The sequence below is a fragment of the Streptomyces manipurensis genome, assembly GCF_049570255.1.
Classification (GTDB): domain Bacteria; phylum Actinomycetota; class Actinomycetes; order Streptomycetales; family Streptomycetaceae; genus Streptomyces; species Streptomyces manipurensis.
In genome coordinates this window covers 6,842,715-6,869,688 of the sequence record NZ_CP186950.1, presented here as the reverse complement: position 1 = coordinate 6,869,688, position 26,974 = coordinate 6,842,715, and the positions used below count along the sequence as shown (strand labels likewise).

General features: G+C 72.6%; 26 protein-coding genes. 10 read left to right on the top strand and 16 right to left on the bottom strand.

Annotation, left to right across the window (positions count from 1 at the left end; all coding sequences use genetic code 11):
• The first annotated feature begins 7 nt into the window (after window positions 1-7).
• The 3 genes from ACPU2J_RS31235 (at window position 8) to ACPU2J_RS31225 (ending at window position 3,581) form a co-directional block, all read left to right on the top strand.
• Window positions 8-895 (top strand): ATP-binding cassette domain-containing protein, encoded by an 888-nt coding sequence (locus tag ACPU2J_RS31235; protein ID WP_423835030.1) that lies wholly within the window; start codon window positions 8-10, stop codon window positions 893-895.
• The gene (locus ACPU2J_RS31230) at window positions 892-1,551 is read left to right on the top strand and encodes a hypothetical protein (RefSeq protein WP_423834554.1); all 660 of its coding nucleotides are present in this window, start codon (window positions 892-894) and stop codon (window positions 1,549-1,551) included. Before ACPU2J_RS31235 ends, ACPU2J_RS31230 begins: the two co-directional genes overlap by 4 nt.
• 1,451 nt (window positions 1,552-3,002) lie before the next feature.
• Window positions 3,003-3,581 (top strand): fasciclin domain-containing protein, encoded by a 579-nt coding sequence (locus ACPU2J_RS31225; protein ID WP_365071266.1) that lies wholly within the window; start codon window positions 3,003-3,005, stop codon window positions 3,579-3,581.
• 186 nt (window positions 3,582-3,767) lie between these two features.
• On the opposite strand, the gene ACPU2J_RS31220 is transcribed toward ACPU2J_RS31225, so the two are convergent.
• Window positions 3,768-5,861, bottom strand: coding sequence for a glycosyltransferase family 4 protein (locus ACPU2J_RS31220; protein ID WP_423834553.1), 2,094 nt, complete (start codon window positions 5,859-5,861; stop codon window positions 3,768-3,770).
• A gap of 184 nt (window positions 5,862-6,045) precedes the next feature.
• Here ACPU2J_RS31220 and ACPU2J_RS31215 point away from each other — a divergent pair, with 184 nt between their 5' ends.
• On the top strand, window positions 6,046-7,425 hold the full coding sequence (locus ACPU2J_RS31215) for a glycosyltransferase (RefSeq protein WP_420078630.1): 1,380 nt from the start codon (window positions 6,046-6,048) through the stop codon (window positions 7,423-7,425).
• Between the two features lie 38 nt (window positions 7,426-7,463).
• On the opposite strand, the gene ACPU2J_RS31210 is transcribed toward ACPU2J_RS31215, so the two are convergent.
• The 4 genes from ACPU2J_RS31210 to ACPU2J_RS31195 all read right to left on the bottom strand — a co-directional run bounded on the left by ACPU2J_RS31210 (window position 7,464) and on the right by ACPU2J_RS31195 (window position 11,600).
• The gene (locus ACPU2J_RS31210; RefSeq protein ID WP_423834552.1) at window positions 7,464-8,033 is read right to left on the bottom strand and encodes an RNA polymerase sigma factor; all 570 of its coding nucleotides are present in this window, start codon (window positions 8,031-8,033) and stop codon (window positions 7,464-7,466) included.
• Between the two features lie 216 nt (window positions 8,034-8,249).
• Window positions 8,250-10,460, bottom strand: a complete 2,211-nt coding sequence (locus ACPU2J_RS31205) for an ABC transporter permease (RefSeq protein WP_423834551.1) — start codon at window positions 10,458-10,460, stop codon at window positions 8,250-8,252.
• Window positions 10,457-11,128 carry an ABC transporter ATP-binding protein gene (locus ACPU2J_RS31200; protein WP_420078633.1) on the bottom strand — a complete coding sequence of 224 codons (672 nt, stop codon included), beginning with the start codon at window positions 11,126-11,128 and terminating at the stop codon, window positions 10,457-10,459. Before ACPU2J_RS31200 ends, ACPU2J_RS31205 begins: the two co-directional genes overlap by 4 nt.
• 127 nt (window positions 11,129-11,255) lie before the next feature.
• Window positions 11,256-11,600 (bottom strand): hypothetical protein, encoded by a 345-nt coding sequence (locus ACPU2J_RS31195; RefSeq protein ID WP_361592883.1) that lies wholly within the window; start codon window positions 11,598-11,600, stop codon window positions 11,256-11,258.
• 505 nt (window positions 11,601-12,105) lie between these two features.
• Here ACPU2J_RS31195 and ACPU2J_RS31190 point away from each other — a divergent pair.
• Window positions 12,106-12,948, top strand: coding sequence for a hypothetical protein (locus ACPU2J_RS31190; protein WP_423834550.1), 843 nt, complete (start codon window positions 12,106-12,108; stop codon window positions 12,946-12,948).
• Window positions 12,949-13,009: 61 nt separating this feature from the next.
• On the opposite strand, the gene ACPU2J_RS31185 is transcribed toward ACPU2J_RS31190, so the two are convergent.
• Entirely contained in the window at window positions 13,010-14,434 is a 1,425-nt protein-coding gene (locus tag ACPU2J_RS31185; protein WP_423834549.1) for an MFS transporter, read from the bottom strand.
• A gap of 199 nt (window positions 14,435-14,633) precedes the next feature.
• On the opposite strand from ACPU2J_RS31185, the gene ACPU2J_RS31180 reads away from it, so the two are divergent.
• The 3 genes from ACPU2J_RS31180 (at window position 14,634) to ACPU2J_RS31170 (ending at window position 16,831) form a co-directional block, all read left to right on the top strand.
• Entirely contained in the window at window positions 14,634-15,071 is a 438-nt protein-coding gene (locus ACPU2J_RS31180) for an SRPBCC family protein (RefSeq protein ID WP_420078636.1), read from the top strand.
• A 98-nt stretch (window positions 15,072-15,169) separates the two neighbouring features.
• Entirely contained in the window at window positions 15,170-16,156 is a 987-nt protein-coding gene (locus ACPU2J_RS31175) for a DUF6193 family natural product biosynthesis protein (protein ID WP_420078637.1), read from the top strand.
• 255 nt (window positions 16,157-16,411) lie between these two features.
• Window positions 16,412-16,831, top strand: coding sequence for a hypothetical protein (locus ACPU2J_RS31170; protein WP_420078638.1), 420 nt, complete (start codon window positions 16,412-16,414; stop codon window positions 16,829-16,831).
• 33 nt (window positions 16,832-16,864) lie between these two features.
• Here ACPU2J_RS31170 and rpsR read toward each other — a convergent pair whose 3' ends face one another.
• From rpsR to ACPU2J_RS31155, 3 genes are read right to left on the bottom strand one after another with little or no spacing between them, the layout of a single operon-like run.
• Window positions 16,865-17,104, bottom strand: coding sequence for a 30S ribosomal protein S18 (gene rpsR / locus ACPU2J_RS31165; RefSeq protein ID WP_399821528.1), 240 nt, complete (start codon window positions 17,102-17,104; stop codon window positions 16,865-16,867).
• A 47-nt stretch (window positions 17,105-17,151) separates the two neighbouring features.
• Entirely contained in the window at window positions 17,152-18,303 is a 1,152-nt protein-coding gene (locus ACPU2J_RS31160) for a CobW family GTP-binding protein (RefSeq protein WP_423834548.1), read from the bottom strand.
• Entirely contained in the window at window positions 18,303-18,548 is a 246-nt protein-coding gene (locus ACPU2J_RS31155; RefSeq protein WP_420078640.1) for a type B 50S ribosomal protein L31, read from the bottom strand. The genes ACPU2J_RS31160 and ACPU2J_RS31155 overlap by 1 nt, the downstream gene beginning before the upstream one ends.
• Before the next feature lie 158 nt (window positions 18,549-18,706).
• On the opposite strand from ACPU2J_RS31155, the gene rpmB reads away from it, so the two are divergent.
• Together rpmB and rpsN are read left to right on the top strand one after the other, a co-directional pair.
• The gene (rpmB, locus tag ACPU2J_RS31150) at window positions 18,707-18,943 is read left to right on the top strand and encodes a 50S ribosomal protein L28 (protein WP_365138326.1); all 237 of its coding nucleotides are present in this window, start codon (window positions 18,707-18,709) and stop codon (window positions 18,941-18,943) included.
• Window positions 18,943-19,248 (top strand): 30S ribosomal protein S14, encoded by a 306-nt coding sequence (gene rpsN / locus ACPU2J_RS31145; protein WP_399821524.1) that lies wholly within the window; start codon window positions 18,943-18,945, stop codon window positions 19,246-19,248. The genes rpmB and rpsN overlap by 1 nt, the downstream gene beginning before the upstream one ends.
• Before the next feature lie 73 nt (window positions 19,249-19,321).
• On the opposite strand, the gene ACPU2J_RS31140 is transcribed toward rpsN, so the two are convergent.
• The 7 genes from ACPU2J_RS31140 to ACPU2J_RS31110 form a co-directional block, all read right to left on the bottom strand.
• The gene (locus tag ACPU2J_RS31140) at window positions 19,322-20,137 is read right to left on the bottom strand and encodes an ABC transporter ATP-binding protein (protein ID WP_423834547.1); all 816 of its coding nucleotides are present in this window, start codon (window positions 20,135-20,137) and stop codon (window positions 19,322-19,324) included.
• A complete protein-coding gene (locus ACPU2J_RS31135) occupies window positions 20,137-21,165 on the bottom strand; it encodes a FecCD family ABC transporter permease (RefSeq protein ID WP_420082292.1) in 1,029 nt (342 codons plus the stop codon). The genes ACPU2J_RS31140 and ACPU2J_RS31135 overlap by 1 nt, the downstream gene beginning before the upstream one ends.
• A gap of 83 nt (window positions 21,166-21,248) precedes the next feature.
• Entirely contained in the window at window positions 21,249-22,277 is a 1,029-nt protein-coding gene (locus ACPU2J_RS31130; RefSeq protein WP_401168629.1) for an ABC transporter substrate-binding protein, read from the bottom strand.
• A 63-nt stretch (window positions 22,278-22,340) separates the two neighbouring features.
• Window positions 22,341-23,309: a PLP-dependent cysteine synthase family protein gene (locus ACPU2J_RS31125; protein ID WP_420082293.1), complete on the bottom strand. Its 969-nt coding sequence runs from the start codon at window positions 23,307-23,309 to the stop codon at window positions 22,341-22,343.
• A gap of 11 nt (window positions 23,310-23,320) precedes the next feature.
• Window positions 23,321-24,463, bottom strand: a complete 1,143-nt coding sequence (gene hisC, locus ACPU2J_RS31120) for a histidinol-phosphate transaminase (protein WP_423834546.1) — start codon at window positions 24,461-24,463, stop codon at window positions 23,321-23,323.
• Window positions 24,460-25,974, bottom strand: a complete 1,515-nt coding sequence (locus ACPU2J_RS31115) for an MATE family efflux transporter (RefSeq protein WP_423834545.1) — start codon at window positions 25,972-25,974, stop codon at window positions 24,460-24,462. Before ACPU2J_RS31115 ends, hisC begins: the two co-directional genes overlap by 4 nt.
• Window positions 25,971-26,951 (bottom strand): ornithine cyclodeaminase, encoded by a 981-nt coding sequence (locus ACPU2J_RS31110; protein WP_420078645.1) that lies wholly within the window; start codon window positions 26,949-26,951, stop codon window positions 25,971-25,973. Before ACPU2J_RS31110 ends, ACPU2J_RS31115 begins: the two co-directional genes overlap by 4 nt.
• Window positions 26,952-26,974: the final 23 nt, after the last annotated feature.

The window sequence follows — 26,974 nt, the reverse complement described above, 5'->3', positions numbered from 1 at the left end:
TCTGTTGTTGCGTCTTGAGTCGGTGAGCAAGCGTTACGGCCGTGGCGACTGGATAGTGAAGGACGTGGAGGTGGAGGCTCCGGCCGGCGAGGTCGTGGCTCTCGTCGGCGGGAACGGATCCGGGAAGTCGACCCTGCTGCGCATCGCAGTGGGGCTGTCCCGGCCGACCCGGGGAACGGTGACCTCCCGGCCGAACGTCGTCGGGTACGTCCCGGACCGGTTCTCCCCCGACGAGCGGATGTCGGCAGCGGCCTACCTGACGCACATGGGCCGCATCCGCGGGCTGACCACACCGGTCGCCGCGGCCCGGGCCGGCCTGCTGCTGGACCGGCTCGCGCTGGCGGGCGGCAGGAACGCCCCTCTGCGGAGCCTGTCGAAGGGCAACGCGCAGAAGGTCGCGCTGGCCCAGGCCCTCCTGGTCGAACCGGGGCTGCTCGTGCTGGACGAGCCGTGGTCCGGGCTGGACGCCGATGCCCACGGGGTGCTCGCCGAGATCATGGCAGAGGTCGTGGCCGGTGGGGGCACTGTGGTGTTCACCGACCACCGGGAGTCGGTGACCCGGATTCCCGCCACCCGGACCTACACGGTCGCCGAGGGCCGCGTTGCGTTGCGCGGACCGGAGCCGTGCACCGCCGGACGACGGCCCACCTCCGATGTCGTCCTGACCGCGGGCCGTGGCGACCGTGTGCCACCGGACAGCACCTGGGCAGAGCTGGACGGTGTACTGACGGAACATCAGGAAGCGGCGGGGGTGCGGCTGCGCGTGCGGCGCGAGTCCGTCGATGCCGTGCTGCTCATCGCCCTCCGCGACGGCTGGTCCGTCCAGAGCGTCACGGAGTCGGCCACACATGATCACCGGGCACCCGGCCCCGCGACGAACGGAGACCTGCGGTGATCGCGCTCATCCGCTACACCTTCGCGACCGTGCTGCACACGCAGCGCTACCTCGCCCCGCTGCTGCTGTTCACAGGCCTCATGGGCGTGCTGACCGTCAACGGCAGCGGGCCCCTGCCTCCTGCTTACGCCTCCTCCGCAGGCGCGCTGTTCGTTTCCTCGACCTGGCTGACCGTCGCGCTGATGAGCCTGGACGACCCGCCGCAGCGGGCGATCGTCGTCATCACCGCGGGCGGCCGGTCGCTCAGGGTGCTGCTCGCAGTGATCGCCACGGCCCTGCTGAGCTGCCTCGTCATGATGGTCTTCGGACTGCTCTTCCCGCTGTGGACGGGCGACCACGTCGTGACCGCGACCGACCTCCTGCTGGGCTTCGAAGCGCAGCTCACCTGCGCCCTCGTCGGGATCGCCATCGGTGTCCTGTGTTCCGGGCAGGTGTTCAGACGGCGGGGACACGCGCTGGTCACCGCCCTCACACTGGTGGTGGTGGCCCTGTTCGCCAAGGGCGTGTCCCCGGTCAACCGTCTGTTCACCCTGATGGCCACCACCCCCGAGGCGACGAGGCTGCTCGCCCCCGCGGGTGCCGTGCTCGCGATCTCCGCGGCGGTCCTGGCCGGGTGCACCGCGGCCACGCACTTCGTGGCCGGGCGCCGGGACTAGGAGGAGCCGACCGGGCCCGGGGGCCCGGCCGGGTGTCCTGGGTGGTCCGCCATCTCCAGACGCGCAGCTAGTCGACGGAGAACGTGAGGGGGCGGTGCCCTGTGGCACGGGGTGGTGTTCACCGGCGCAGACCGACAGGTTGAGGACGAGGTGGGCCGACCAGTCCTCGCCCACGCCCGTGCCGTCGCTGTGGACCCGGCGGCCGTTGACGTCCCTCCAGGTCCACAGCGCCGGCCAGGCTCCCTGTGCCTGGGGTAGGCGCACCCTGGTCTCGGCGTAGTCGCCGGGCCGGGCGGTGAACTCCTCCGCCGTGTCCTCCGTGGTCAGCAGTCCCGTCGACCAGGCATGCCGGCCGTTCTCCAGCAGGCGCCGGGCGGGCCTCGCGGTGAAGGTCGCCACTCCGTTCCGCGCCGACACCGCGGCCGGGGTGAGCCAGTCGAGCTTGTTGTCCTTGGGGTTGTGGTCGCCGAACTCGTAGGCGCTGGAGTGGTCTCCGTTCCAGCGCGACTTCCAGGCGATGCGGTTGAAGTCCTCGCTGAAGGCGAGCCTTCGTCCGGCGGCCGGCGGATGCCGGGCCGTCGTGGGCGTCAGGGTGAGGCCGCGCGTGGAGAGGTCGTGGAAGCGTCCGGCGCTCTCGTAGAAGCCGAACATGATGTACGCGCCGGCGCTGAAGGTGCGCTGCCCGGTGGTGATGGTCAGCCCCCGCGGGCATATCCGTACGTCGTGGGCCGGCTCGGGGAAGTCGGCGTTCTCCCCGTTCCGGTCGCCTACCGCCACGCCCCGTGTCCGGACGGTGACGCAGCGAAGACGCCGGCTATCAGGCGCACGGAATTCCTCCATGACTTCTCGTCACGCGGGCTCGCGTGCCGCCCCCGGCGCAGAATGCGCCTCGGCGAGCCGATCAACTTGCCGGCAGTCGAGAACCTGATCCGACGTAGGGAAGTCTGCAACGCGAGGAGTTGCGCGATCGGCTCACAGAACTCCACGAGCGCAAAAGCATCGCAAACGCACAAGTCTCAATCGGCTTGCCATGGAAAGCCTTTACAAGGAACGCGACTTCGGGTGGCCGGGCATTGACGCCGTAAGGGTCCGGCCGCCCGTACAGCGCCGTGCCGTTGGGCGAGACGGGGCAATGTCCGCCCCGGGTTCGGGATTCACTGCGCCAACGGATCACAGGAACAACGATCTACCAGGTCAGAGCCCACCCCGCCCGCATACCGTCACGGAACCCTTCTTCTCGGGTGCGGGCTGTGACACGAGGCTCCGCCTGCGCCCTTCGGGAATTCACCCTTCACGTACGAAGGTACAAAACTTGGAAGACCGCCCATTTCCTCGCATCCTTCACCACCTCGGCAACGAAGCAACAGTGAGGGGCTTTGCACCTCGAAACATCGTTCCGGTGGCGCACGCTCGATTCGGGCCGCGTGCTGCCTTCGTCAGAGGAGTAGGTCATGGCCATGCATCACGCGCGCCGAACAGCCACGCTCGCGGCCGCCGCTTTCACGTTGCCCCTGATGCTGAGTTGGGCGGCTCCGGCGCATGCCGACGCGCACAGCGCCGACCCGTACGGTCCGGCATGCGCGTCGGTTCCGAAGGAAGGGCCGGGCAGTCTCGAAGGGATGGCAAAGGAGCCCGTGGCCACCGCGGCGTCGAACAACCCGGCCCTGTCGACGCTGGTCACCGCCGTCAAGCAGGCCGGGCTGGTGGACACGTTGAACAACGCCAAGGACATCACCGTGTTCGCCCCGACCAACGAGGCGTTCGCGAAGATCCCGAAGGCCGACCTGGACAAGATCCTCGCCGACAAGGAGCAGCTGACCAAGATCCTCACGTACCACGTGGTCGGCGAGAAGATCACGCCCCAGCAGCTCGATTCGGGCTCCTTCAAGACCCTCCAGGGCGGCAACCTGACCACGGCCGCATCCGGCGACACCTACACCGTCAACGGCACCGCGAAGATAGTCTGCGGCGACGTCCAGACGGCGAACGGCACGGTCAACGTCATCGACACGGTGCTCACGCCCATGTGAGGCCCGGCCGAGCCCGGTCCCGGGTGTGCTGGAGCGGCCACGGGTGCGGGCGTGGGCACGGCCGGCCGGGGCCCGTTGCGCGGCGGGACCTACCCCGCCGCGCAACGGGCCCCGGCCGTGTCCCGGGGCGCGTTCCCGCTCAGCGGTCCCGGTTCCCGGCACGGCCCCGCGGCACGGCCCCGGTGCCTACGGCTCGCCCGGGCCCCGGGCGGCATCACCCCCACCACTGCGTCGGCCTGGCCGCGCTACCTCCGCGTAGTGCCCGGCCAGTGCTTCGGCCATCGCGGTCGACGAGTACGTGGAGCGGACGAGCCGCTGGGCACGGCGGGCCATGGCCGACGCGTCCTCGTCGCCGACGGCCAGCAGGCGGCCGAGGCCTTCGCCGAGCGTTCGCGCGCTGGAGGTGTCGAGCAGCAGCCCGTTGACGCCGTCGTCGAGGTAGTGCGGGACGCCGCCCCGCAGGGGGCCGGCCACCAGCAGACCCGCCTCCATCGCTTCCAGCACCGCGAGGCCGAACTCCTCCTTCGCGCTCGGGCACACGTACCGGGTGGGGAAGCGGCGCCGCGGGGAGGCGAGGGACCGTTCGAGCATCCGTACGTCGGTGTTGGAGAGCGCGGGCAGCAGGATCAGCCTCCGACGCGCCTCCGGGTGGGAGGTGACGGCCTGCTCGATGCGTTCCAGCATGGCCCGTTCCACGCGGTCCCCGGTGCGCGGGCTGCCTCCGACGAGCACGAGCACGGAGTCCCGGAAGGCCCCGGAGTCGATCCAGGCCCGTACGAGGACGTCCTGCTGTTTGACGGGGTGCAGCCGGCCGACGTTGAGCAGCACCGTCGGGGTCCCCGACTCGTCGGCCCCCGCGACCGCGTCGATCGTGCCGAGGAGGAGTTCGCGCCGGCGGGCCCCGTCCGCGGCCGTCCGGTAGGGGGCGATGCCCTCGGGCGGCGCGCTGAGTGAGGCCCCGTCATGCCCTGCGGCGAGCTGCGGGAAGTGCCGCAGGAGCTCGGCGGTGCCGCCGCCCCGCCCGGCGATGCCGACGACGCGGTCGGCCCGCTCCACGAGGCGGTCGGCGACGAACACCCGGTGCAGGTCGTGGCGGACGGCGGCCGCGTCCGCGCCGGGATCGTCGTGCCGCTCCGTCATCTGGCGGTGCGGGTCCGGTGTGGCGGTGAAGACCAGGCCCGCGCCCGTCCTGCGCCCGGCCTCGGCCAGGGCGAGGGACCCGTCGTCGGCGTACCGGAGGTGCAGGACGTCGACGGGCCGGCCCAGTGCGCCCAGGAGCCGTGCGGCCCACCAGGCCAGCGCCTCGCGGTGCCGCCCCATTTCCTCGGGGCGCACCTGGTGGAGGCTGTCGAGGGGGAGCCGCAGGACCCAGTGTCCGGGCCCCCGGGGGCGGAGGAGGACCGGGTCCTCCTCCAGCTCCGGGCGGCAGGCCGTGACCACGGTGACGACTCCGGCGACGCGTTCGGTCCGGGCGAGGGCGTCCCCCAGGGAACCGAGGAGCACGCTGAGGCCGCCGCTGAGCCCCTCCCCGGGGCGGTCGAGGTGCCCCATCAGCATCGACTGCGCGACGAGCATCCCGCGCCCCGGCGCGACGGTCTCCCCGCCGGTCAGGCGGGCGTTCTCCCCGCCGGACGGAAGGTCGTTCCGCACGGCGTCGAGGAGCAGCCGTTCGTAGGCGTCGGAGGGCCGTGCGGGGTCGGCGGGCCGGGGCCACGCGGGGCCGTGGGCGCGGAGCAGGCGCCAGGCGGCGTGGCGGATCCGCCGCTCGCGCGTGTCGGCGTACGCGAGCAGTCCCGCCGTCGAGAGCGGCCGGAGGCCCGCCGCAGCAGCCAGATCGAGCAGGAAGGCGACCGCCTCGGCGTCCCGGGTGGCGTGGAGGCCGCGGCGTACGGCAGCGGTGGCCGCCGCCGCCCCGTGGCGGTGCACGGCCTGCGGCCAGGCCTCGAAGACGGCGGCCCGCGCGAGGTCGCACCGGGCCGCGAACCGCACGCACTCGGCGGGCGCGGGCACCTCCCCGGCCCGGAGCCGGCGGCGCAGGCGCGCCAGGGCGAGGTCCGCGGACGACGCCTTGGCGGGGCTGCTGCGCAGGCCGTCCGGGCGGTACTCGGCCCGGACGAGTTCGGCGAGCAGGGTCGGGGGCGGCGTGGGCCACCCCGGCGAGCCGCAGGCCGTCCTGCGCCAGTGTGCGGCCCTGGCGGCGACGAACGGGTCGGACGCCTCCCCCGCGTGGTCTCGCGGGGTGCGACCAGCCGTGACCACGGCAGGACGGGAGCGTTTCATCGGGACTCCTCGACGACGACGGTCAGCGAGCAGTGATTCGGCGGCGATCACCGACACGGATGCACGCCGTGCCGCACGACCGTCCGGCGGGCAGGTCCGGGGCGGGCGGCGCCGGGGCGGGTCCGCCGGACCGCGCGTTCCGCCCGGTGCATCCGCGGGTCCCCCTCGGAGCGAAGGGAGGGGCATGGAGTCCTCGCGTCATGGCACCGAGGGGAGCCGGGGGCCGCGCATCGTGGTCACCAGCCCCCCGTTCCTGTCCCACGCCCAGCCCCTGTCGGTGCTGGCGGGATCCCTCGCCAGGGCCGGGGGCGAGGTGCACTTCGCCAGTGCGCCGGCCTTCGCCCCGCTGGCGGAGGCGGCGGGGGTGCGGTTCGTGCCGCTGACGGTGACGCGGAACGCGAACACCGGCGTCGCCCGGACCACCCGGCAGGGCGTGCGGGAGGCGCGGCGACTGGAGGAGTTCCTCGTCTCCACCCGGAAGGGTGCCGTGGCCGCGCTGCTGACCCAGTCCCGGCACCGCGGCGAGGACATGCTGGCCGATCCCGGGCGGGTGCTGGGCGGGATCAGGGCGCTGCACGCGCGCCTGGCGCCCGACTGGTACGTGGTCGACCAGCTGAGCTATCCGGTCACCCTGGCCCTGCACTGTCTCGGGCTCCGCTACGCGACGTTCTGTCCCGGCCATCCCACGTACGTGCCGCACGCGCCCGACGCGCTGTTCGGGGTCCCGTACGCCTGGCCGCGGGCGATCCGGCCCGCCGAGGAGGACCTCGACGCGCTGCGCCGGGCGGCGCGGGCGAACGACGTCTCCTTCACCGAGCGGTTCGCGGCGGTGGCGCGCGACCACGCTCCCCTGGCGCGGGCTCCCGGCCGTGCGTTCGCGCTCACCTCGGGGCACGCGGTGCTGTTCAACTACCCGCGCTTCCCGTGGCTTCCCGAACATCCTGCGGGCGGCACCCGGTTCCTCTACGGGGGACACTGCTCGCCGGCCGAGGAGCCGAGTCCGGGCGCGGCGTGGGAAGGGGTCGTGCGCCGCCTGCGGGCGGCCTGCGGCAGGCTCGTCCTCATCGCGCTCGGGACGTTCCTCTCGGCCCGGGACGACGTGCTGACCGCGCTGGTCCGCGGTGTGCTCGCGCAGGTCCCGGACTGCGCGGTGGTGGTCGCCGCGGGGGACCGCGCACGGGCGCTTTCCGGCCTGTCGGGTCCGCGGGTGCACATCGCGGAGGTCGTGCCCCAACGGTGGCTGCTGAGACGGGTGGACGCGATGGTCCACCACGGCGGGAACAACTCCTTCACGGAGTGCCTGGCCTCGGCCACCCCCGCGCTCATCCTGCCCTTCTCCAGCGATCAGTTCTCGATCGCGCACGATGCCGAACGGGCCGGGCTGGCCACCTGCCTCGACCCCTCCGTGCTGAGCCACGACGCGGCGGGGGCGGCCGTACGGCGGCTGCTCGCCGAGGTCCCCGAGGGGCTGCCCCGGTGGACGCGGGCGGTCCGGGACCTCGGCCCGGACTGGTCGGCCCGCGCACTGCTGCGGACGATGGCGGCCGTGCCCGCCGACGACTGATCCGTCCGCGCCCGTACGCGGCGGACCGGCGGGTCGTGTCAGTCCCGCTCGGTGACCAGGCGGGCGAGGGTCTTCAGCGCCCGTCGGGTGTGGCTCTTGACCGTTCCCAGGGGCAGGCCGAGGAGCCGGGCGATCTCGGGCTGGGTGAGGTCGACGTAGTACGCGAGGAAGACGACCTGGCGACGTCGGCCGGAGAGGCCGGCGACGTGCGGTGTCATGTCCAGCCGTTCGACCACGGCGGCGGAGGTGTCCGGGCCGCCCTCGTCGGAGGGCCGGCGGATCAGGCGGCGCAGCCCCTCCTGCCTCCGTACGACGGCGGCCGAGGCGTCCGCGGCCTTGTGGACGGTGATGCCGTACAGCCACGGTCCGAGCCCGCCGCGGCGCGGGCAGTACCGCCCGGAGTGCAGCCACGCGTCGGCGAACACCTGCTGGGCGACGTCCTCGGCGTCCTGGAGGTCGGCGCAGCGGCGGCGGGCCCAGCGCAGGACCGCCGGACACCACTCGGTGTAGACCGCGTCGAAGGTGTCCCGCAGGACGTCACGGTGCGGATCGTCCGGGTGGTCGGCGGTGCAGTGCGCGCAGACGGGCGGGGGCGGGCGTTCGGACACCGGTCGTCTCCGATTGATCTCGGAAATCAGAGGAGGGGTCGCGATGCTGCCGGCCGTATCGGGTCCCTCGGGACGAGGCCGCAGCGAAGAGGTGCCCGCCGGTCCAGGGGACCACGGGCGCCTGCCCGGTGCCATCCCCGCGAGCCGTTCGGGTGGGCGACGCCGGGCAGGCGGGGCGTCCCGGAGGCGATCGGGTCGCTCCGGTTGTTCGTCCGGTCACTCGCCTCGGGGGCGCCAGGCGCGGGCCTGCCGTACGGACACGAGGGCTCCCCACACCCAGCCGACGACACCGATGACCGCGGCGGCGGCGACGCACGCGCCGAGCAGGCCGTTGCCGATGTACGAGGCGCCGGAATGGGTCCGGGGGAACGCGAGCCACGCGCCGACGACGGCGCCGACGAGGCCGGCCAGCACCAAGGGCAGCAGGATGCCGAGGGCGGCCGTGGACCAGTAGACGCGCGGGTTGCCGGTCAGGGTGGTCACGGGTGCCAGGGCACGTCCGTTGCGGAGGAACTCCGCCAGGCCTGCCAGTCCGGAGGCCGCCGCGAGCATGGCGATCCCCACGAGGCCGAACAGGGTGATCCAGCGTCCCTGCAGTTGGTTGACCTTGCTGCTGGTGAGCCACTCTCCGCCGATCGTGCTGACTTCGGCTCCCATCGGGAAGGACGCGTACGCCTGTCGCTTGATCTGCGGCACGGAGAGGTCGGTGGCGCTGTGGGAGGCGAGCACGGTCTGGGTGAATCCGCTGCCGTCGTCTTCGGAGGCGGCGGTGACCGGTTCGGCCTGCTGGACGCTCACCTCGGCCTGGCTTCCCCCGTTCCAGCCGAGCAGTTCGCGCATGCGCGGATCGGCGGGTGGCCCTGTGAGGAGCGCGGGTTCCGGCGAACAGGTCAGTCGGAGGGTCTGCAGTGCCGCGCACTGCCCCTTCACCGTCAGCCGCCCGGCCTCGGGGTCGATGGTCAGCGACAGGACCGCCACGTCACCGGGGAGTTGACGGGAGAACGCCGCGACCTGGTCGGCGGTTGCCGCGCGCGGCTGGACGACGAGGGCGGTGGAGCCGATGCGCTTCACCGTCGCCTGGGCGAGCACGGTGCTCTCGCCGAGCTGGCCCTGCCAGGCGACCGCCTGGAGGAGGAGCCCGATGGCGACCACCACCCCCGCGGTCATCCGGGCCAGGGGCCCCGGGTGGGCTGCCGCGCGGCGGCCGGCGATGACCAGCCCCGGTCGGCCGTGGCGGCGCCCCAGCTTCGCCAGGCGGGCTCCCAGGGCGCCGGTCACGACCGCGATCGCGGCGGGAAGGGTGACCAAGGTCCCGGCCGCGCCGACCCAGTTGGTCATGACGTAGGCGGTCGTACCCGGCGTGAAGAGATCGGGGCCGCGCACGGCGATGAGGAGCAGGATCGGACAGGCCATGGCCCACACCCGCGGGGACCGCCGGGAGCCCCTGATCCGGTTGCCGGTGGTGCGCTTGCGTCCGACGCGGTCGGTCAGCACGACGACGGCCAGCACGGTCGCCCCGGCTGCGAGGACGGCCGGCAGGAACGCCCACCACCGGCCGAGGAGGTCCGCGGCGACGAGGACGTGTCCGGTCCAGGGCAGGCGTACGTCGACGGCCGAAGCGGCGGCGACGGCGCACAGCGCGAGGAGGGTTCCGGCGACGACGGGGCGGAGGGCCTCGCCCACGACGATCAGCGCCCGGCTGCGCGGGGTCGCACCGAGCACCTCGACCAGCGCTGTGCGCCGGTCCCGGGAGTGCGAGCCGGTCCGGGCCGCCACCGTCAGCAGCACGGCGGCCGGCAGCACCAGGAGCATCCCGATCACGACCAGGAACGTCCACTCGGGTTTGGCGTAGTCCTGCTGCCCCGTGGTGTAGAACGTGGGCCCCACGGAAGGGCCGTAGCCGGTGATCGGCCTGACGTTCTCGCCCTGGGCGGGCACGTGCGGCACGACGTAGGCGTACAGCTCGTCGGGAGACTGCAGACCCTCGGCACCGATCGTGCCCACGGTCTTTCCGTACCGGGTGGTGATGTCCTTCGCCGCAGGGTGGTCGCGCAAGGCCGGCGACAGCACGGCCTCGCCCGGACGGGGCCAGCTCTCCAGGCCGGGCGGCAGCGGAGCGTCCGCGGTCAGCCGGGTCAGGAAGACGACCTGGTACGGGCCACTGCCGGGCACCGAGTCACCGGCGACGCTCCACGTGGCGTGCGCGGCGCTGCCCGGGACGTCCTCCTGGAACACGGGCGTCCGCGCGGCCCCCCGTGCGGACTGCCCCTCGTACGTGACATGGGCGGCGATCACCGACGCGACGGCCAGGGCCAGCATCGCGGCAGCGGCCAGGAGCGCGACGAACCGCACCCTTCCCGCTTCCGCGCGGCGCCCCGCGGCCGCGCCGACGGACAGCAGTTGACGGGCCAGACCGTGCCGGGTCATCGCTGCGCCGCCTGCTCGTCCGCGACCGGGCCGAGAACCCCCGAGGCGAGGCCGAGGACCCGGTCGGCCCGGCGCGCCACGGCGGGATCATGGGTCACCAGGAGCAGACCGCACCCGTAGCGGCGCGGCATCGCGAAGAGGGTGTCCGCCACCTTCTCCCTGGCCACTTCGTCGAGCGCGCCGGTCGGTTCGTCCGCGAGGAGCAACGTCGGTGAATTGATCACCGCGCGGGCCACCGCGGCCCGCTGCCGTTCTCCGCCGGACAGCTCCTCGCTGGACTCCGCGAGCGGTACTCCCAGCTCCGTCAGCAGTTCCTCCGCCCGCGCGTAGGCGTCCGCCCGGCCGGCTCCGGCGAGCAGCGCGGCCAGGGCGACGTTGTCGGCGGGCGAGAGCTCGGGGAGCAGTTCACCGAACTGGAAGACCATGCCGATGTGTTCGGCGCGGTGCCGGGCCAGCGCGGCGCCGCGCAGGCCGGTCAGGTCCGCACCTCCCACCGCGATCGTCCCGCCTGCCGGCCGGACCAGTCCCAGAGCGCAGGACAGCAGCGTGGACTTGCCCGATCCGCTCGGCCCCATCACCGCGACGGACTCTCCGGCCACGACTTCCAGGTCCAGCGAGCTGAACAAGGTCCGCCCGGGAACCTCGTACGTCAGTCCCCTGATGGACAACACCGACTCAACCACAGCGCCCCGCCTCCGACAGCGTTCCTGCACGTGCTCATTCAAGCGCGAGGCGGGGCGGCACGAGAACCGTGCCACCCCGCTGCACACCGCGACCGATCAGACCGCGGAACTACTACCGGTAGGACCAGGCGGAGCACTCGTCCGGCTGGAAGTCGATCTCCTGACACGCCTTCAGCGCGCGGACGTAGTTGTCCGTGTCCATCCCGCTGTAGACGGTCGTGCCCGAGCCGCTCTTGTTGCGCAGCTCGTGACCGTCGGTGCGACGGCGGTGGTACTCGGCGTACGTCTCGTCGCCGTCCGCCTTGTTGTCCTTGACCGCGACCGCGCCGTTGGTGCCCCGGCTCCAGGCCTCCGCGCCCCCGCGCTTGCCGTACATGTCACCGGCCATGGCCGGCGTGGCGGCGAGCAGCGCGGCGCCGGTGACGGCGAGCACCGCGACCTTCTGCTTGAACTTCATCTCTACCCCTCCCTGAGTCACGGACCCTGGCTGGGTCCGAGTCGTGCGTAGCAGCCACCTCGAAGTGAACTCGGCTGTGAGCAGGCCGAGTTGGGCACTCAGACACCGAGGTGTACGGGGCGAACCACCCGTGTCACGACAGTCTCAGCAGCCGCACGGGAGCGCCAGGAGATATCCGCCCGTGGCGCGAAAGGCACGCTGACGCACATCGGATATGCCGTTGGCCGTTGCGCGGGTGGCTCGGAAGATCCGGAACGGCGGATACGTGCGGGCGAGCCAGGGGAGCCCCCCGATGCGACGGCCAGGCGGAAGGATCTCCCCGGGATTGGTTCACCTGTTCGAATCGAGGGCCGCTTCGGGACAGCTCCGGTCGAGAATGGCCGGATCAGGCTCCGGCAAACGGGCTCGGGGCTCAGCGGGCGCGGCCCTCTTCGTCCGGATCCTGGGCAATTGACGCGCTGTCCGCCCTCTTACCGGTTCCGCCGCCGGTGCCTATATTCGTCCCATGGCCACTCGTGAACCGGGACCGCTGGCGGGAGTTGTGTCGGAGACGGCAGCCGGTGCGCGGCTGGTGTTCGTGCCGAGTCGGGTCCGGGCGGTCGGCTTCGCGATCGGGTCGAGCATCCTGCTCCCGGTGTGGATCGCGGCCCCCCTCCTCCTGGCGTTCCTGTTCGTCATCCTGCTCACGGACTCCCCGGCGGCCTGGGCCCTCCTCTGGATCGTCGTCGGGTTGACGGTCCTGGCCGTGGCCGGGCTCATCCTGGGCACGACGTGGCTGGCGACGGCGGCGGTCCGGTGGGTCGAGTTCCGGCCCCGGGAGGATCCGACGCAGGTCACGGTCGCGGCATTCCTCCGTTCGAAGAGGATCGCCGTGGCCGATCTGGAGCGCATCGTCGTCGTCGAGCGGTTCAGGCTGGGGGAACGGAAGTCGATCACAGTCGTGCTGGACCGGGGCCGCGGATGGACGACCGAGTGCGAGCCGGTCTACCCCGCCCCGGTGTCCCGGGTGGACACGCGGGTACTGCTCGAGTGGCTGAACGGCCGGGTCGGCGCGGGGCGGACGACGGTCGAGTACCGCAAGGAGACCGACCAGAACTTCTCCTGCCCGGCGGATTGGTGGACGCAGGCGGACCTCGCCGCCCTGTGGCGCGTACCCGCCGGCGCGGTCGACGAACTCGCCGAACGCCATGGCGTCCGCGTGTACCGGTACACACCCCGGGATGCGATGACGGAAACGGTGTCGGTCTACCACCCGGGCCGGGCCTACGAAGTGGCCGAGGTGTTCTGGGCGGAACACGCCCGCCGCCCGGAGACCGGCGACAGGCAGGCCGCTCCCGCCGCCGAGTGAAGTCCCTTGCCGCCCCTGCCCGTTCGCGAGGCCTCTGCGTCCCGGACCGCGCGTACCCGAGCTACCCGGACCGGCTGCGGTCGGCCGGCGTGTGGACCAGGCGGAGCAGCAGTGCTCCCCCGAGCAGGGCGAGTACGGCCGCGGCGCGCAGCACCGTCTCGATGGCCTCCCCGTCGGACGCCGCGCGCGACGCCGAACCGCTGAGGGCCTCCAGGACCGTGGAGGCGACGGCGACCGCGAGCGCCCCGAGCAGGACCAGGGAGGTCAGGACGAAGCCGGAGGCCGCGGCGAGGCGGTTCGGGGGGACGTAGGACTGCGTGGCGACGTTGGTCAGCGCCCAGCCGAGGCCCAGTCCGGTGCCGACCACCGCGAAGACCACCACGTACAGGGCGAGCGGCGTCGACCAGGTCAGGACGAGCACCGAGGTGCCGCTGAGGAGCATGGCGCCGGCCATGAGCAGCTCGGGCCGCCATCGGCGGGCGAGGTGTCCCGAGAAGTAGCTGGCGGTGCCCGCGCCCACCGAGAGAGCGAGGAAGACCAGGCCGGCGGTGAAGGGGGACAGGCCCCGCGCCTGCTGGAGGTAGAGCGCCGAGAACACGGCCACCAGGCAGTAGACGACGTTGGACAGGGACCCGGCCAGGGTGATCGTGAGGAAGGGGCCGTTCCGCAGCAGCCCCAGATCGAGCAGCGGCTCGTCGCTGTGCCGCTCGATCCGGACGAAGAGGGCCAGCAGAGCGACCCCCGCGACGAGACAGCCCCACGTGGCCGGGGAGGTCCAGCCCCAGCCGCTGCCCTGGTCCACGCCGAGCATGATCAGCGTCAGGCCGCCCGCGATCGCGGCCGCGCCGGACAGGTCGAGCCGCCCCGAGGCGTGGGTGTCGCGGGTTTCGGGGACGTGGCGGAGCATCAGGACGGCGGCGGCGGCGCAGATCGGCACGTTGAGGTAGAACACGGCCCGCCAGCTGACGTGTTCGGCGAGCGTGCCGCCCACGAACGGTCCCAGGGCGGTGCCCACCGCGCTGAAGGCCAGCACCGTGCCGACGGCCCGGCCCTGCCGGTCGTCCCGGAAGTAGCCGGTGACGACGGCCACGGCGACGGGGAAGACGAACGCGGCGGTCACTCCCTGCACCACCCGCCCCGCGACGAGCCAGGCCGTGGACGGTGCCAGGCCGCAGAAGACCGACACGGCGCCGAAGCCGATCAGCCCGCAGACGAGGGTGCGCCGTCTGCCGTGGACGTCGGCGACCCGGCCCCCGGTGATCATGAAGGCACCCAGGGTGAGCATGTAGCCGCTGACCAGCCACTGCAGGTCGGTGGTCGGCTCGCCGAAATCCCGGGCGATCACCGGAAGCGTGAGGTTGAGCGCGAACCAGTCCATCTGCACGAGGAGCATGGACAGCGCCGCCGCCGTGATGACCGCGCGGTCACGCCCGCTGAACAGGCTCCCGCCGCCACGCCCGGCCCGGTTGTCGGAAGGAGCCTTCATCGCCCACCTCGATCCGCGCCCCCGTTCATCGTTGCACCGCCCGGCGCCGACGGCGACACGACCGGCACACGGAGCGGCGGGTGGGGGCTCAGGCGCCTCCGTTGCGGGGCCGGTGCATCCGGCGCTCCCCCGCAGCCGGAAGCATCAGTGTCCGGGAGGCCGCCGGAGGACCGGCGGCGCGGGAGAGGGAGGCCGTGCGGTGATCAGTGTGGAGCGGATTCTCGTCGTGGGCCTGCCGCTGCCCGAGCTGGTGGCGTACCTGGCGGACTTCGCCCACACCGAGGAATGGGACCCGGGGACGGTGGCGTGCGTCCGCCTCGACGACGGCCCGGTGCGGGAGGGCGCCCGCTGGCGCAACACGTCGGTCTTCCGGGGCCGGACGACCGACCTGGAGTACCGGCTCGACGTCTGCGAGCGCGCCCGGCTGGTGTTCGTCGGGGAGAACAGGACCGTGACCGCGGTCGACGACCTCCGCTTCTCGGCCGAGGGCACCGGCACGCGGCTGACGTACCGGGCCTCGCTGACGTTCAAGGGCCTGGCGAAGGTGGCGGCGCCGTTCCTGCGGTCGGAGTTCGAGCGGCTGGGCGACGGGGTCGCCCTGCGTCTGCCGGCCGCCGCCACGGCGAGGCGCACCTGACCCGGAACCGGCCGGCCCGCGTACGGACCTCCCCCTCGCGTCGGTCCCGCATCGCACGAGGCCGCCCGTTTCCATGATCCGGCGGCGACACTGGGGGCGTGGACGCCGACGACGAGACCCCCGTACGACACCAGCGGCAGGACCTGCCTCCCCGGCCGGTACTGCCGGACATGGCCGCGGCACGGCGTCGCGGGCCTGCCGCCGCCGTGGAGGCCCAGTGGGAGTCCTTGCGGCTCGTCTGGGAGTGGAGGCAGGCCGCGCACCGGATCCACAGGCCCGGGGGCCCGTTCCCGGTTCTCCTCCCCCTGCTGGAGGCCGCCGGCGCCCAGCCACGGCTCCGGCGGCTGTATCCCTTCACCAGCCACTCCATCCTGCGGTTCAGCAGCTCGACCACCTTTCCCTGGACGGTGCAGGGCGGATCCGTCGAGCCCCTGCACGACGGGCGGTTCAGGGTTCGCCCGGGAGATCCCCACGCCGTGATCAGCGAGGTCGACTCCCCCGAAGAGGCCGTGTCCCTCGTCCTGGAGCTCCTGCCCGACGCGGATCCCGTCATCACGGCTCCCGAGGGCTTCCGGGCGGGCCACACCGGACTCATCGTGCGGATCCCGGAGGCGGAACCGGTCGTGGGCGCCTGGCGTGAACGGCTCGACCCCTCGGCGCGAGCCGGTGTCCCCGCCCATGTGACCGTGCTCTTCCCGTTCCTGGACGAGAGCCGCATCGACGCTTCCGTCCATGCCGCCATCGCCGACGTCGTGGGCGGGCACCGGGCCTTCGACCTGCGGTTCGAGAGGTGCGGTCACCTCCCCGAGGTCCTGTACCTCGCTCCGGAGCCGGACACGCACCTGCGGCAGCTGACCCAGGCCGTCGCCGCACGATGGCCCGAAGCCCCGCCCTATGGAGGCCGGTTCGCCGACGTCGTCCCGCATCTCACCGTCGCCCAGCGTCAGGCGTCCGCCGTTCTGGACGAGGTGGAGGCCGACCTCGGGGGCCGTCTCCCCTTCTCCGCTCATGTCTCGTCGGTCGACCTGATGGTCCACGACGGTACGAGATGGCAGCACCGGGCCTCCTTCCCCCTCGGGACATGAGCAGGGTTCCGGCACCCGGTGCCTCTCGGCCAATGCGTGTTCCCCTCCGCGCCGCACACGGGCCGGCGGCCGGGGAGACGTCCCCGTGCGCCCCTGCGGTCGACGCGCGGTCCACACCGCGTGTACGGAGCAACCGAAACGAGACGCGGCCCCTCGCGCGGCGGAACAGGACCGACATTTGAGCCGATATGGTCTGGCCCGCCACGGACCGCGGACCACGTACCGCGGACCGACGAACAAGGAATGAGCGCACGGATGAAGACGACGACAAAGTCGGCACTGGGCACCACACTGCTGCTCCTGGCCGCGATGACGGCCACCACAGGCTCCGCCGCCGCCCAGGGGGTGGAGTCCGGGGCCCCGGCCGCGGAGCGGGCTCGGGTGACCGGGCAGTGGACCGAGCGCGTGGACCGGAACCGCCCGGGCATCACCTTCTACACCGAGAAGCTGACCTTCACCGCGGACGGCCGCTTCGAGCAGATCGGCAACGTGATCTGCAACCAGGACAACTGTCCGGCGTTCAAGATCGGCGTCAACACGGGCACCTACCGTACGGCGGGGAGGACCATCCACCTCGACGGCAACCTCTCGGACCTCCACGGCACCGTCCGGAACGGCAACACCATCGTCCTCGACCACCGCGTTCTCCACCGCACGGCCGCCGACGCCTCGTGACAGCCCGCCCCTCGGCACGGGAACGGGACAGGCTCAGCGGCTGCTTCCGTATGGCAGGAGCGCCATCTCGCGGGCGTTCTTGACGGCGGCGGCGAGCCGGCGCTGCTGCCGGGCGGTGACCCTGGTGACCCGGCGGCTGCGGATCTTGCCGCGGTCGGAGACGAACTTCCTCAGCAGGTCGGTGTCCTTGTAGTCGACGTACGTGATCCCGGCCGCGTCCAACGGGTTGGGCCGGGACGTGACGGGCTTGCGGGCTTCCTGGCGGCGTGCCACGGGGTTCTCCTTGGTCGCAGGGGTGGATGCGGGGATGGGTCCCGTGCTCAGACGGGGTCGAGGAGGGCGTCGAAGGCGGCGGGCAGGCGCTTCCAGCCGTCCCGTCCGGACGCGTACTCCGCGTCGGTGAGCAGACAGGACTCCAGGAGGCGTTCGAGGCCGTCGCGGTCGAGGCCGGGTGAGGTGAACACGAGGTGCTGGCAGCAGTCGCCGTGTTCGGGGTGCCAGTCGAGGGCCGCTGCGGCCCGGCGCACGGGCGGGACCATCTCCCAGGCCGCGTCGGGCAGTGACGCCAGCCACGGGCCGGCGCTCTCGACGCACAGCGCACCGCCGGCGGCGTCCCACGCGAGGAGGGTGTCGGGGCGGTCGGCGAGCCAGAACCTGCCGCGGCTGCGCGCGGCCGCGCAGCACAGGTCCTCCAGCGCCCGGTAGAGGCGCTCGGGGTGGAAGGGGCGCCGGCGGCGCCAGACCAGTGTGGTGACACCGGCGTCGTCGGCCTCCTGCGGCAGCAGCGCGCACGCGGGGTGCTGCGCCGCGGCGGCGGCTTCGACGTCGAAGCCGGCGAGGGCCGCTGCGGCGAGTTCCGCGGAGTCGGCCGCGACGCGGCGGGCGGTGGGGTGGAGTTGGGCCAGCAGCGCCCGGTCCTCCTCGTCGGCCCCGTCGTGGTCGACGAGCACGAGCACGGGCGCGTACTCCAGCTGACGGGCCCAGGTGTCGCCGACGGTGCGCCGGTCGGTCGGCGCCGCCGCCAGTCCCGCCTCGGCGAGGTCGTCGCCGTTGGAGAGGTAGGGCAGGACCAACGCGGGGTCCACGGCGGTGATCACGTTGGTGAGTTCCATCGCGTCCCCGCCGTGCAGGGCGACGACCTCGGCCATGGCCTTCGGCTCGACGGAGTCCCAGAGTTCGACGACGGCGAGCCGGGTCAGCCGGCCGTCGGCGAGCCGCTGCAGTTCCGGGACCAGGTCCTCGCGCAGGGCGCAGCAGGCGCAGTCGTTGACCAGGGGAGCGCTGTCCTGCGACAGGGGCCCGGTGGCATCGCGGATCAGCCTGCGCACCCGGCCTTCGGCCGCGCCGGCCAGGTCGTGGTGGAGCGCCACGCTGCCGGGGACGGTCCGCAGGAGCCGGTCCACGGTCTCCTTGCGGGCGTCGGCGTGGAGTCCACCGACGATGACGACGGGCAGTCGGGTGTCGGGCTCCATCAGCGGGCCCCGTAGCGGCGCTCGAAGCGCTCGACGCGGCCGGCGGTGTCCATGACGCGGGCGGTGCCGGTGTAGAAGGGGTGGCTCGCCGAGGAGATCTCGACGTCGACGAGCGGGTAGGTGTTGCCGTCCTCCCATTCGATCGTCTTCTCGCTGGTGAGGGTGGAGCGGGTCAGGAACGCGGTGCCGCTGGCGCTGTCGCGGAAGACGACGGGGCCGTAGGCGGGGTGGATTCCGGGCTTCATGGGGGTGTCCTTCTTGGTCGGTACGGGTCGGGTCCGGGTTCGTGGTGGGTGTTCCCGACGGAGGGCGGCGCGTCGGCGGCGCTCCATGACGCTACTATATGGGAATGATTTCCATTACCAATACGTGATGGACACGGAGAGAGGCAGGTAACACCCCCATGTCCGCCCACTGTCAGCTGACCGGCGCCCGGCCGGGATTCGGCAACCGCATCTCCCACTCCCACCGGCGCACCTCCCGCCGCTTCGACCCGAACATCCAGCACAAGCGCTACTGGCTGCCGAGCGAGGGCCGCCACGTCCGCCTCACCCTGAGCGCCAGGGCGATCAGGACGGTGGACACGATCGGCATCGAGGCCGCCGTGGCCCGGATCCGGGCCCGCGGAGGCACGGTCTGATGGCGAAGAAGAGCAAGATCGCGCAGAACGAGAAGCGCAGGGCGACGGTCGAGCGCCACGCGGCACGACGGGCCGCGCTGAAGGGGATCATCCGCCGCCCCTCGTCGACGCCGGAGGAACGCCAGGCCGCCGCCGCGGAACTGCGCCGCCAGCCGCGCGACGCGAGCGCCACCCGCGTCCGCAACCGCGACGCCGTCGACGGCCGCCCCCGCGGCTACCTGCGCCGGTTCGGCCTCTCGCGCGTGCGGACCAGGCAGCAGGCGCACGCCGGCTTCCTCCCGGGCGTGACGAAGTCCTCCTGGTGAATCCTCCGCAGCGGGACTGAGGCCACCGGTACGGAGAAGGGCCACCGACGCGGTCGGTGGCCCTTTTCCGTGTTCAGGGACAGAAGTCGGGCTGCGGCGCCCTCGGGGCGGGCCCGCGCGGGGCGGTGGCGAGATAGGTGATGCGCAGGGTGCCGGTGGCGGGTTCGCGGTCCACGAGCACCCGCACCCCGTAGACGGACTCGACGAGGTCCGGGGTCAGTACGGACTCCGGTGGGCCCGCGGCGGCCACCTCTCCGTGGTGGAGGACGACGAGGTGATCGCAGTACCGGGCGGCGAGGTTGAGGTCGTGCAGGGCGACCACGCAGGTGACGTCCAAGGTGGTCAACAGGTCGAGGAGTTCGAGCTGGTGGCGGATGTCGAGGTGGTTGGTGGGTTCGTCGAGGAGGATCTCCCGGGGCTCCTGGGCGAGGGCCCGGGCGAGCTGGGTGCGCTGCTTCTCCCCGCCGGAAAGCGTGTGCCAGCTGCGGTCCTGCCGGTGGGTGAGGTCGGTCCGCTCCAGAGCCGCGTCCACGACCCGCCGGTCCTGCCCGGTCAGCGCGTCGAACCGGCCGCGGAACGGCGTACGGCCGAGCTCCACGACCTGACGGACGGTGACGTGGTGGTGGGCGGTGACGTCCTGCTCGACGACGGCGAGCCGGCGGGCGAGCACCCGGCGGCCGAGGTCCTCCATCGCGGTGTCGTCGTAGCGGACGGATCCCGTGTCGGGGCGGCGCAGCCCGGCGAGAAGGCGCAACAGGGTGGACTTGCCGCAGCCGTTGGGGCCGAGGAGGCCGACGGTCCGGCCCTCGGGCGCGTGCAGGTCGATGCTGTCGAGCAGCCGGTGGCCCTTGACCGACCAGGAGAGCCGGGTGGTGGTGATGCGTCCCATCAGGACTCCAGACGCTTCAGGACGAGCGCGAAGGCGGGCGCGCCGAGGAGGGCGGTGATGACGCCGGCGGGCAGTTCGTGGGGCGCGAACGCCGTCCGTGCGAACACGTCCACCCAGATGAGGAAGACGGCGCCGGTGATCGCCGACAGGGGGAGCAGTGAGCGGTGCGCGGGCCCGGCCAGGATGCGGACCGCGTGCGGGACGAGCAGGCCGATGAAGCCGATCGCGCCGGAGGCGGCGACGGCGGCCGCGGTGATGACCGAGGTGAGGACCATCAGCCAGACGCGGGCCGCGGTGACATTGATCCCCAGGGCGGCGGCGGAGTCCCACCCGAAGGTGAAGGCGTCGAGGGCGGGCGCGAAGAAGTGCACGGCGACCACCCCGGTCAGGATGATCACGACGGTGAGGGTCACCCCTTCCCAGCGGGCGCCCGCGAGGGTGCCGAGCAGCCAGTAGGTGAAGCCGCGGGTGGAGTTGGCGTCGCCGCCGACCATCAGGACCACCGAGGTGACGGCGGCGAAGAACTGCGAGACGAGGACGCCGGTGAGCACCACCCGGGAGGGGCTGGCGACGCGTCCTCCGCCGAGCAGGAGCAGCAGCACGGCGAAGGACGCCAGACCGCCCGCGAAAGCACCGGTCGAGAGGGAGACGCTGCCGCCGATGCCCAGCAGGAGCACGGCGACCGCGCCGGTGGAGGCGCCGGAGGAGACTCCCAGGAGGTAGGGATCGGCCAGGGGGTTCCGGGTGACGGCCTGGAGGACCGTGCCGGAGACGGCGAGGGCCGCACCGACGGCCGCGGCCAGCAGCACCCGGGGGAAGCGGGACTCCCAGATCAGGGCGTCCAGCAGCCCGGGCAGGGGCTCGGTGGGGGCGAGGGCGCCGAGGCCGGCGTGGCGCAGGATCGTGGAGACGACGTCCAGGGGCCGGATGTCCGCGCTCCCGAAGAGCGATGCGGCGACCACCGAACCCAGGAGTGCTGCCACGGCAAGGGACAGGAGGGCCGCGGCCGGGGCGCGCCGCCGGCGCACCGGGGTCCTCTCACGGTCGGTGAGCGGATCCCCGGTGCGCGCGGCGGCCTCGCGCGAGGTCGTGGTCATGGCTTCGAGGGGGTTCACCCGAGTGCGTTCAGTCCGTCGACCAGCGCGGGCACGGTCGACGCACTGCCGTAGGAGGGGTCCATGTGGCTGCCGGGGAGGGTGACGAACCTGTTGCCCTGCACGGCGGCGAGCTTGCTGGTGACGGGGTCCTTCTTGAGGAGCTCGATCTTCTCCTTGGCGGTGTCGTTGGGCTCGCCGCGGTTCAGGTCGGCCAGGATGATGACATCGGGGTTGCGGGCGGCGACCTCGTCCCAGCCGACCTCGGCCCACTTGGTCCTGGCGTCGGCGAAGACGTTCTCGACTCCGACGAGTTCGGAGATGTGCTGCGGGAGGCCGCCGGGGCCCGCTGCCCACGGGGTGCCCTCGTAGGTGGAGTAGAACCACATGACCTTGAGCGGGGTGTCCCGCTTCTTCACCCCGGCCACGGCCTTGTCGACCACTGCCTTCTGCTCGGCCGCCAGCTTCTCTCCGGCCTCGGGCACGCCCATGATCCTGCCGATTCGGCGGTACTCCTCGAACAGCATCGTGAAGTCCGCGCCCGCCACGCTCTCGTGGTACGCGCAGTCGAACTCGGTGAGATAGGTCGGCACGCCCAGGTCGTGGAGCTGCTTCCGGTCGCCGGACTGCTCCTTGGTGAACATGCTCGCGAACGAGCCGTAGACGAAGTCCGGCTGGGCCTCCAGCAGCTTCTCGTGCTTGATCTCCGCACCGGGCGCGGAGAGCACCGGGATCTTCCCGTACTGCTCGGCGATCGCGGCCGGCGGCTTCTCGATCTCGTATCCGGTTCCGGCGATCCGGTCCCCCACTCCCAGGTGGATGAGGATCTCGGCGGCCGTCTGGTTGAGCGTGACGGCCTTCTTCGGCGCGGCCTCGTAGGTCACGTCGGTGCCGCAGTTCTCGAGGGTGAACGGGTACGCGGTCGTCGTCCCCGTCGCCGCCCCCGCCTTCCCGTCGGCGCCGCCGGCCGGTCCGCCGCCCGCGCACCCGGTGGCCGCGAGCACCGCCAACGCCACAACGACCTTGGTAATCATTTTCGTCTTCATTGCCTGATGGTTCCGCTTTCTTTCGATCGAGAGGACGCACGGATGAGGTCGGACGGGCGGGGCCTACCGCAGCATCGCGGCGAGCCGGCGGGCGACCCGCTCGTCGAAGAGGCCGTGAGCGGCCATCCAGTCGTCGTTGAACACGGTGTCCAGGTACTTGTCGCCGCCGTCGCACACGAGGACCACGATGGTGTTCCCCGGCCCCGCGCTCCGCGCCTGCTCCAAGGCCTTGTACACCACCCCGCCAGCCGAACCGCCGATCAGGATGCCGAAGTTCCGGGCCAGGTGGCGGCAGGTCTCGAAGGCTTCCGAGTCGCTCGCCTTCACCCCCCGGTCGAAGAGGGCGTAGTCGACGACCCCGCCGATCTCCGAGCCCTCGGGCGTGCCCGTGCCGGACTGGTGATAGGGCGCGCCCTCGCCGCCGAAGACCACGGACCCCACCGGCTCGACGCCGACGATCTTCAGCTCGGGGATGCGCTCGCGGAGGAAGCGGCCCGTGCCGCAGAGCGAGCCCCCGGTGCCGACGGCCCCGTACAGGTAGTCGATGCCGTCGCCGAGGTCGTCGTGGAGTTCGCGGGCGAGGGCCCGGTAACCGTTGGGGTTGCCCTGGTTGCGGTGCTGCGCGGTCCAGTACGCCCCGTGCTCGGCGGCCAGGCGCTCGGCCGTGGTGTCGCGTTCGGCGGTGGCCAGTCCGTCGGCCTCACCGGCGACGTTGAGGATCTCCGCCCCGAAGGCCCGCATGCCGCGCAGCTTGTCCGCACTGGAGTGGTTGTCCACCACGGCGGTGAACTTGTAGCCGCGTTCCGCGGCGATGAGGGCCAGGCCCAGCCCGGTGTTGCCGGAGGTGGACTCGACCAGCCGGCCGCCCGGGGCGAGCAGGCCCGCGGCCTCGGCCTCGTCCACCATGCTCCGGGCCATCCGGATCTTGGCCGTTCCGGTGGGGTTGAACTGCTCCATCTTCAGCAGGACGGTCGCCGAACCGTCCGCGACGGACAGTTCCAGCAGCGGTGTCCGCCCGATGAGCTCGGACATCTTGCTCCTGATCACGGTTGCTCCTTCGCGCAGGTCTCCGTCAGGCACCGCACGAAGACGTCGTTGTCCCCGGGGGTCGAGAGAGAGGCCCGGATGTAGGTCTCGTATCCCGGTTCGCGCCACGCCTTGACGATGATTCCGGCGCGGTGCAGCTCGCGGGCGATCCGGTCCGAGGGGCGGCCGGTGTCGATGAAGAGGAAGTTCGTCGAGGACGGCACCACGCGCAGGCCGGCGGCGCGCAGGGCGTCCGCGACCCTGGCCGTCTCCCGGCGGGTGCCGCGGACCGTGTCCGCCAGGTGCGCGTGGTCGCCGAGCGCGGCGACGGCCGCGTCCTGGGCCGGCCCGTTGACGTTGTACGGGGTGCGGACCCGGTCCAGCGCCCGGACCAGGGCGGTGTCGGAGGCGATCCCGTACCCCACCCGCAGGCCGGCCAGACCGTAGGCCTTGGAGAAGGTACGGAGCACGATCCACGGCCGGTCCCGTCCGCGCAGGGCCTCCAGCCCGTCCGGGTAGGCGGGGTCGGGGCGGGCGAACTCTCCGTACGCCTCGTCGAGGACCAGCAGGGCCGACTCGGGGGTGCCGGCCACGACCCGTTCCAGTTCACCGGGGGTGAGGATGGCGCCGGTGGGGTTGCAGGGGTTGGCGAGGAAGACGAGTTTCGGGCCGGCGGCCAGCGCGCGGTGCCAGGCGTCCGCGTCGAAGCCGAACTCCGCGGTGACCGGAACCTTCTCCACCCGGGCCCCCATGACGCGGGGGAAGATCTCGTGCAGGCTGAATCCCGGGGCCTGGGTGACGACGAGGTCGCCCGGATCGAGGACGGCCCGGCACAGCAGCTCCAGGAGGTTCTCGGAACCGTTGCCCAGCACGACGCGGTCGGCCGGCACGTCCAGATGGGTCCCGATGGCCTCGGTCAGCCGCTTGCCCGCGGGATCGGGGTACCGGGCGAAGCCGTCGGCCGACCCGAGGCGTACGGCCTCGGCCACCGCGGGCGACGGACCGTACGGGCTCTCGCTGTTGGAGAGCTTGATCACGCGGCCGGCGCCGCTGAGGGCGGCCACCTCGTCCGGGTCGGCGCCGGGGTCGTAACCGGGGAGCCCCGCCACTTCCCGGCGGATCAGGGAGGCCGAGGCGGCCGGTGCGGGAACGGGGTTCATGACGGCTCCGGTCGGGGGTGGGGGTCGGGGGCAGGTACGGGGCCGGGGGCGGGTACGGCGGACGCCTCGCGGTGGAGCCGGCCGACGCGGCGCAGGAACGCGGCCAGCAGGAGGGCGGCGGTGGCCGCGAGGCCGATGGTCTGGCCGATCCAGACGCCCTCGACACCGCCGCCGGCGGTCACCCCGAGCAGGTAGCCCGCGGGCAGACCGATCAGCCAGTAGCCGACCAGGGAGATCCGGAAGGGGCCCGCGGTGTCGCCGATGCCGCGCAGGATGCCGTTGCCGATGTTCTGCGTGGCGTCGAAGACCTGCATGAGGGCGGCGATCATCAGCCCGGTGACGGTCAGCGCGACGATGTCCGCGTTGCCGGCGTACTCGGCCGAGATGAACAGGGACACGATCGGCTCCGGAACCGCCAGGTACAGGACGGCGACCGCCAGGGTCGCGATCACGCCCCAGGCCGTGCCGAGCAGGCCCACGCGGCGCGCGGTCGGGTGGTCCTCCCGGCCGGCGGCCTCGCTGATGTGGATGGACGCCGCGTGCGAGAGGCCGGCGGAGATCATGAAGACGATGTAGACGATCTGGTTCAGCACCGTCTGCGCGGCCAGGGCGTCCGCGCCCAGGGAGCCGATGACCAGGGTGAGCACGCTGAAGAACCCGGCCTCCGAGGCGTAGGTGCCCGAGATCGGCAGGCCGAGGCGCCAGACGGACCGGACCGCGTCCCCGTTCCAGCGCCGCGCCGAGGGCGAGCGGAGGTACGCCCGCAGGACGCCGTCCCGGAGGATCACCGCGACGAAGGCCAGGAACGACAGCAGGAACACCGTGACCGTGGCGATCGCGACGCCCACGAACCCGAAGGCGGGCAGACCGAACTCCCCGTACATCAAGGCGTGGTTCAGGGCGATGGTGAGGCCCACCGAGACCAGGGTGATGGCCAGCAGCGGTCCGGGCCGCTTCAGGCCGGTGGTGAAGTGCCGCAGGGTCTGGAACCACAGGCAGGGCAGCATGCCCGGCGCCAGGACCATCAGGAACTCGCCCGCCCCGTCGACCACGGCCGGGTCCTGGCCCAGCAGGACGAGCAGCGGGCCGATCAGCAGGAGCACGGCGCAGAACAGCACACCGCAGACGGTGGCCCAGAAGAACCCGGCGAACAGCAGCGCGCCGATCCGCTCGTGGTCGCCCCGCACCCGCGCCTCGGCCACCAGGTTGCTCACCCCGGTCACCAGGCCCGTCCCGGTGGTGCGCAGCTGGTTGAACAGGGCGAGGGCGAGCCCGGCGGCGGCGATCTCCAGCGCGCCGAGTCTGCCCAGCATCACGATGTCGACCGTGGTGAGGGCGACGTAGGCGAAGTTGGTCAGGATCAGCGGCAAGGCCAGCTTCAGGAGCGCGCGCGAGTGCGCGACCCACCAGCCTGCGCCCGCCCCGCCGGTCCCGCTGGTCTCGCCGGTCCCACGGGGCTCCGCACGGCTCGTGGTGGGCGTACCGGTCGTGTCCGTCGTGTCGGCGCTCACCAGAAGGTGACCTTCTCGCCGCGTCCGGCCGCCCGCGCGAGATCGGCCAGGTAGCGGCCCAGCGCGGCGTCGGTGACCGCCATGCCGCTGTTGTAGGCGAAGACCACGTCGTCCGGGCTGCGCCGGGCGGGCGCCCGGCCGAGCAGGACGTCCGGCAACTCGGCGTCCACCGTCGGCAGTTCTCCGTCCGGTCCGCGCAGATCGTCGCAGGTCGCGTGCATCTGGGCGGTGTCGGTGGCCATCCGGTGGTCCGCTCCCCGGCACACGTCGGCGTGCACGCCGTAGCCGAGGAGCACGGCGACCGAGCCCGGCTTCATCCAGTCGCGCCGGACCTCCTGGGTCGCGGACAGGCCGGCGGCGCCGATCACGATGTCCGCCTGCCCGGCGGCCTCCCGGAGGTCTTCGACGATCTCGACCTCGCGGCCCTCGACGCTGTCCTGGACCGCGCGCAGACCCTCGGGGTAGGTGCCGAACACCATCAGCCGTTCCAGTTCGGGCAGGGCCGCGACCAGCATCGGCAGTGCCGTCTGCCCCTGGACTCCGGTTCCGACGACCAACGCGGTCCGGGCGTCGGGGCAGGCAGCGCGGGCGAAGAGCGCGGTGGTGGCCGAGGACCGCAGGGGCCCTAGCTTCACCACGTCCATCAGGGCTATGGGCGCGCCGGTGGTGTCGTCCACGAGGAAGACGAAGGAGTGGAACCGGTAGGCGTCCCGGGTGCGGCGCGGGTCGAACTCGTAGACGGCCTTGAAGCAGACGGTGTCGCTGCCGGCGTCGCGGGCCACCATCGAGTAGCTCAGGGAGCGGTGGGCGGGGCCGTCGACGATCGTCTTGACCGGGTTCCGCGAGCCTCCTTCGCGCAGCGCGCGGTAGGCCTGCTCGACCACCTCGATCACCTTGGCGTGGTCGACGTCCAGCCCTTCCTGCTGCGATTGCGGCAGCAGCCACAACTGCCCGGGCGGGGCGTAGGTCGGTGACATGCGGGGGTCCTCCTTCATTCGGG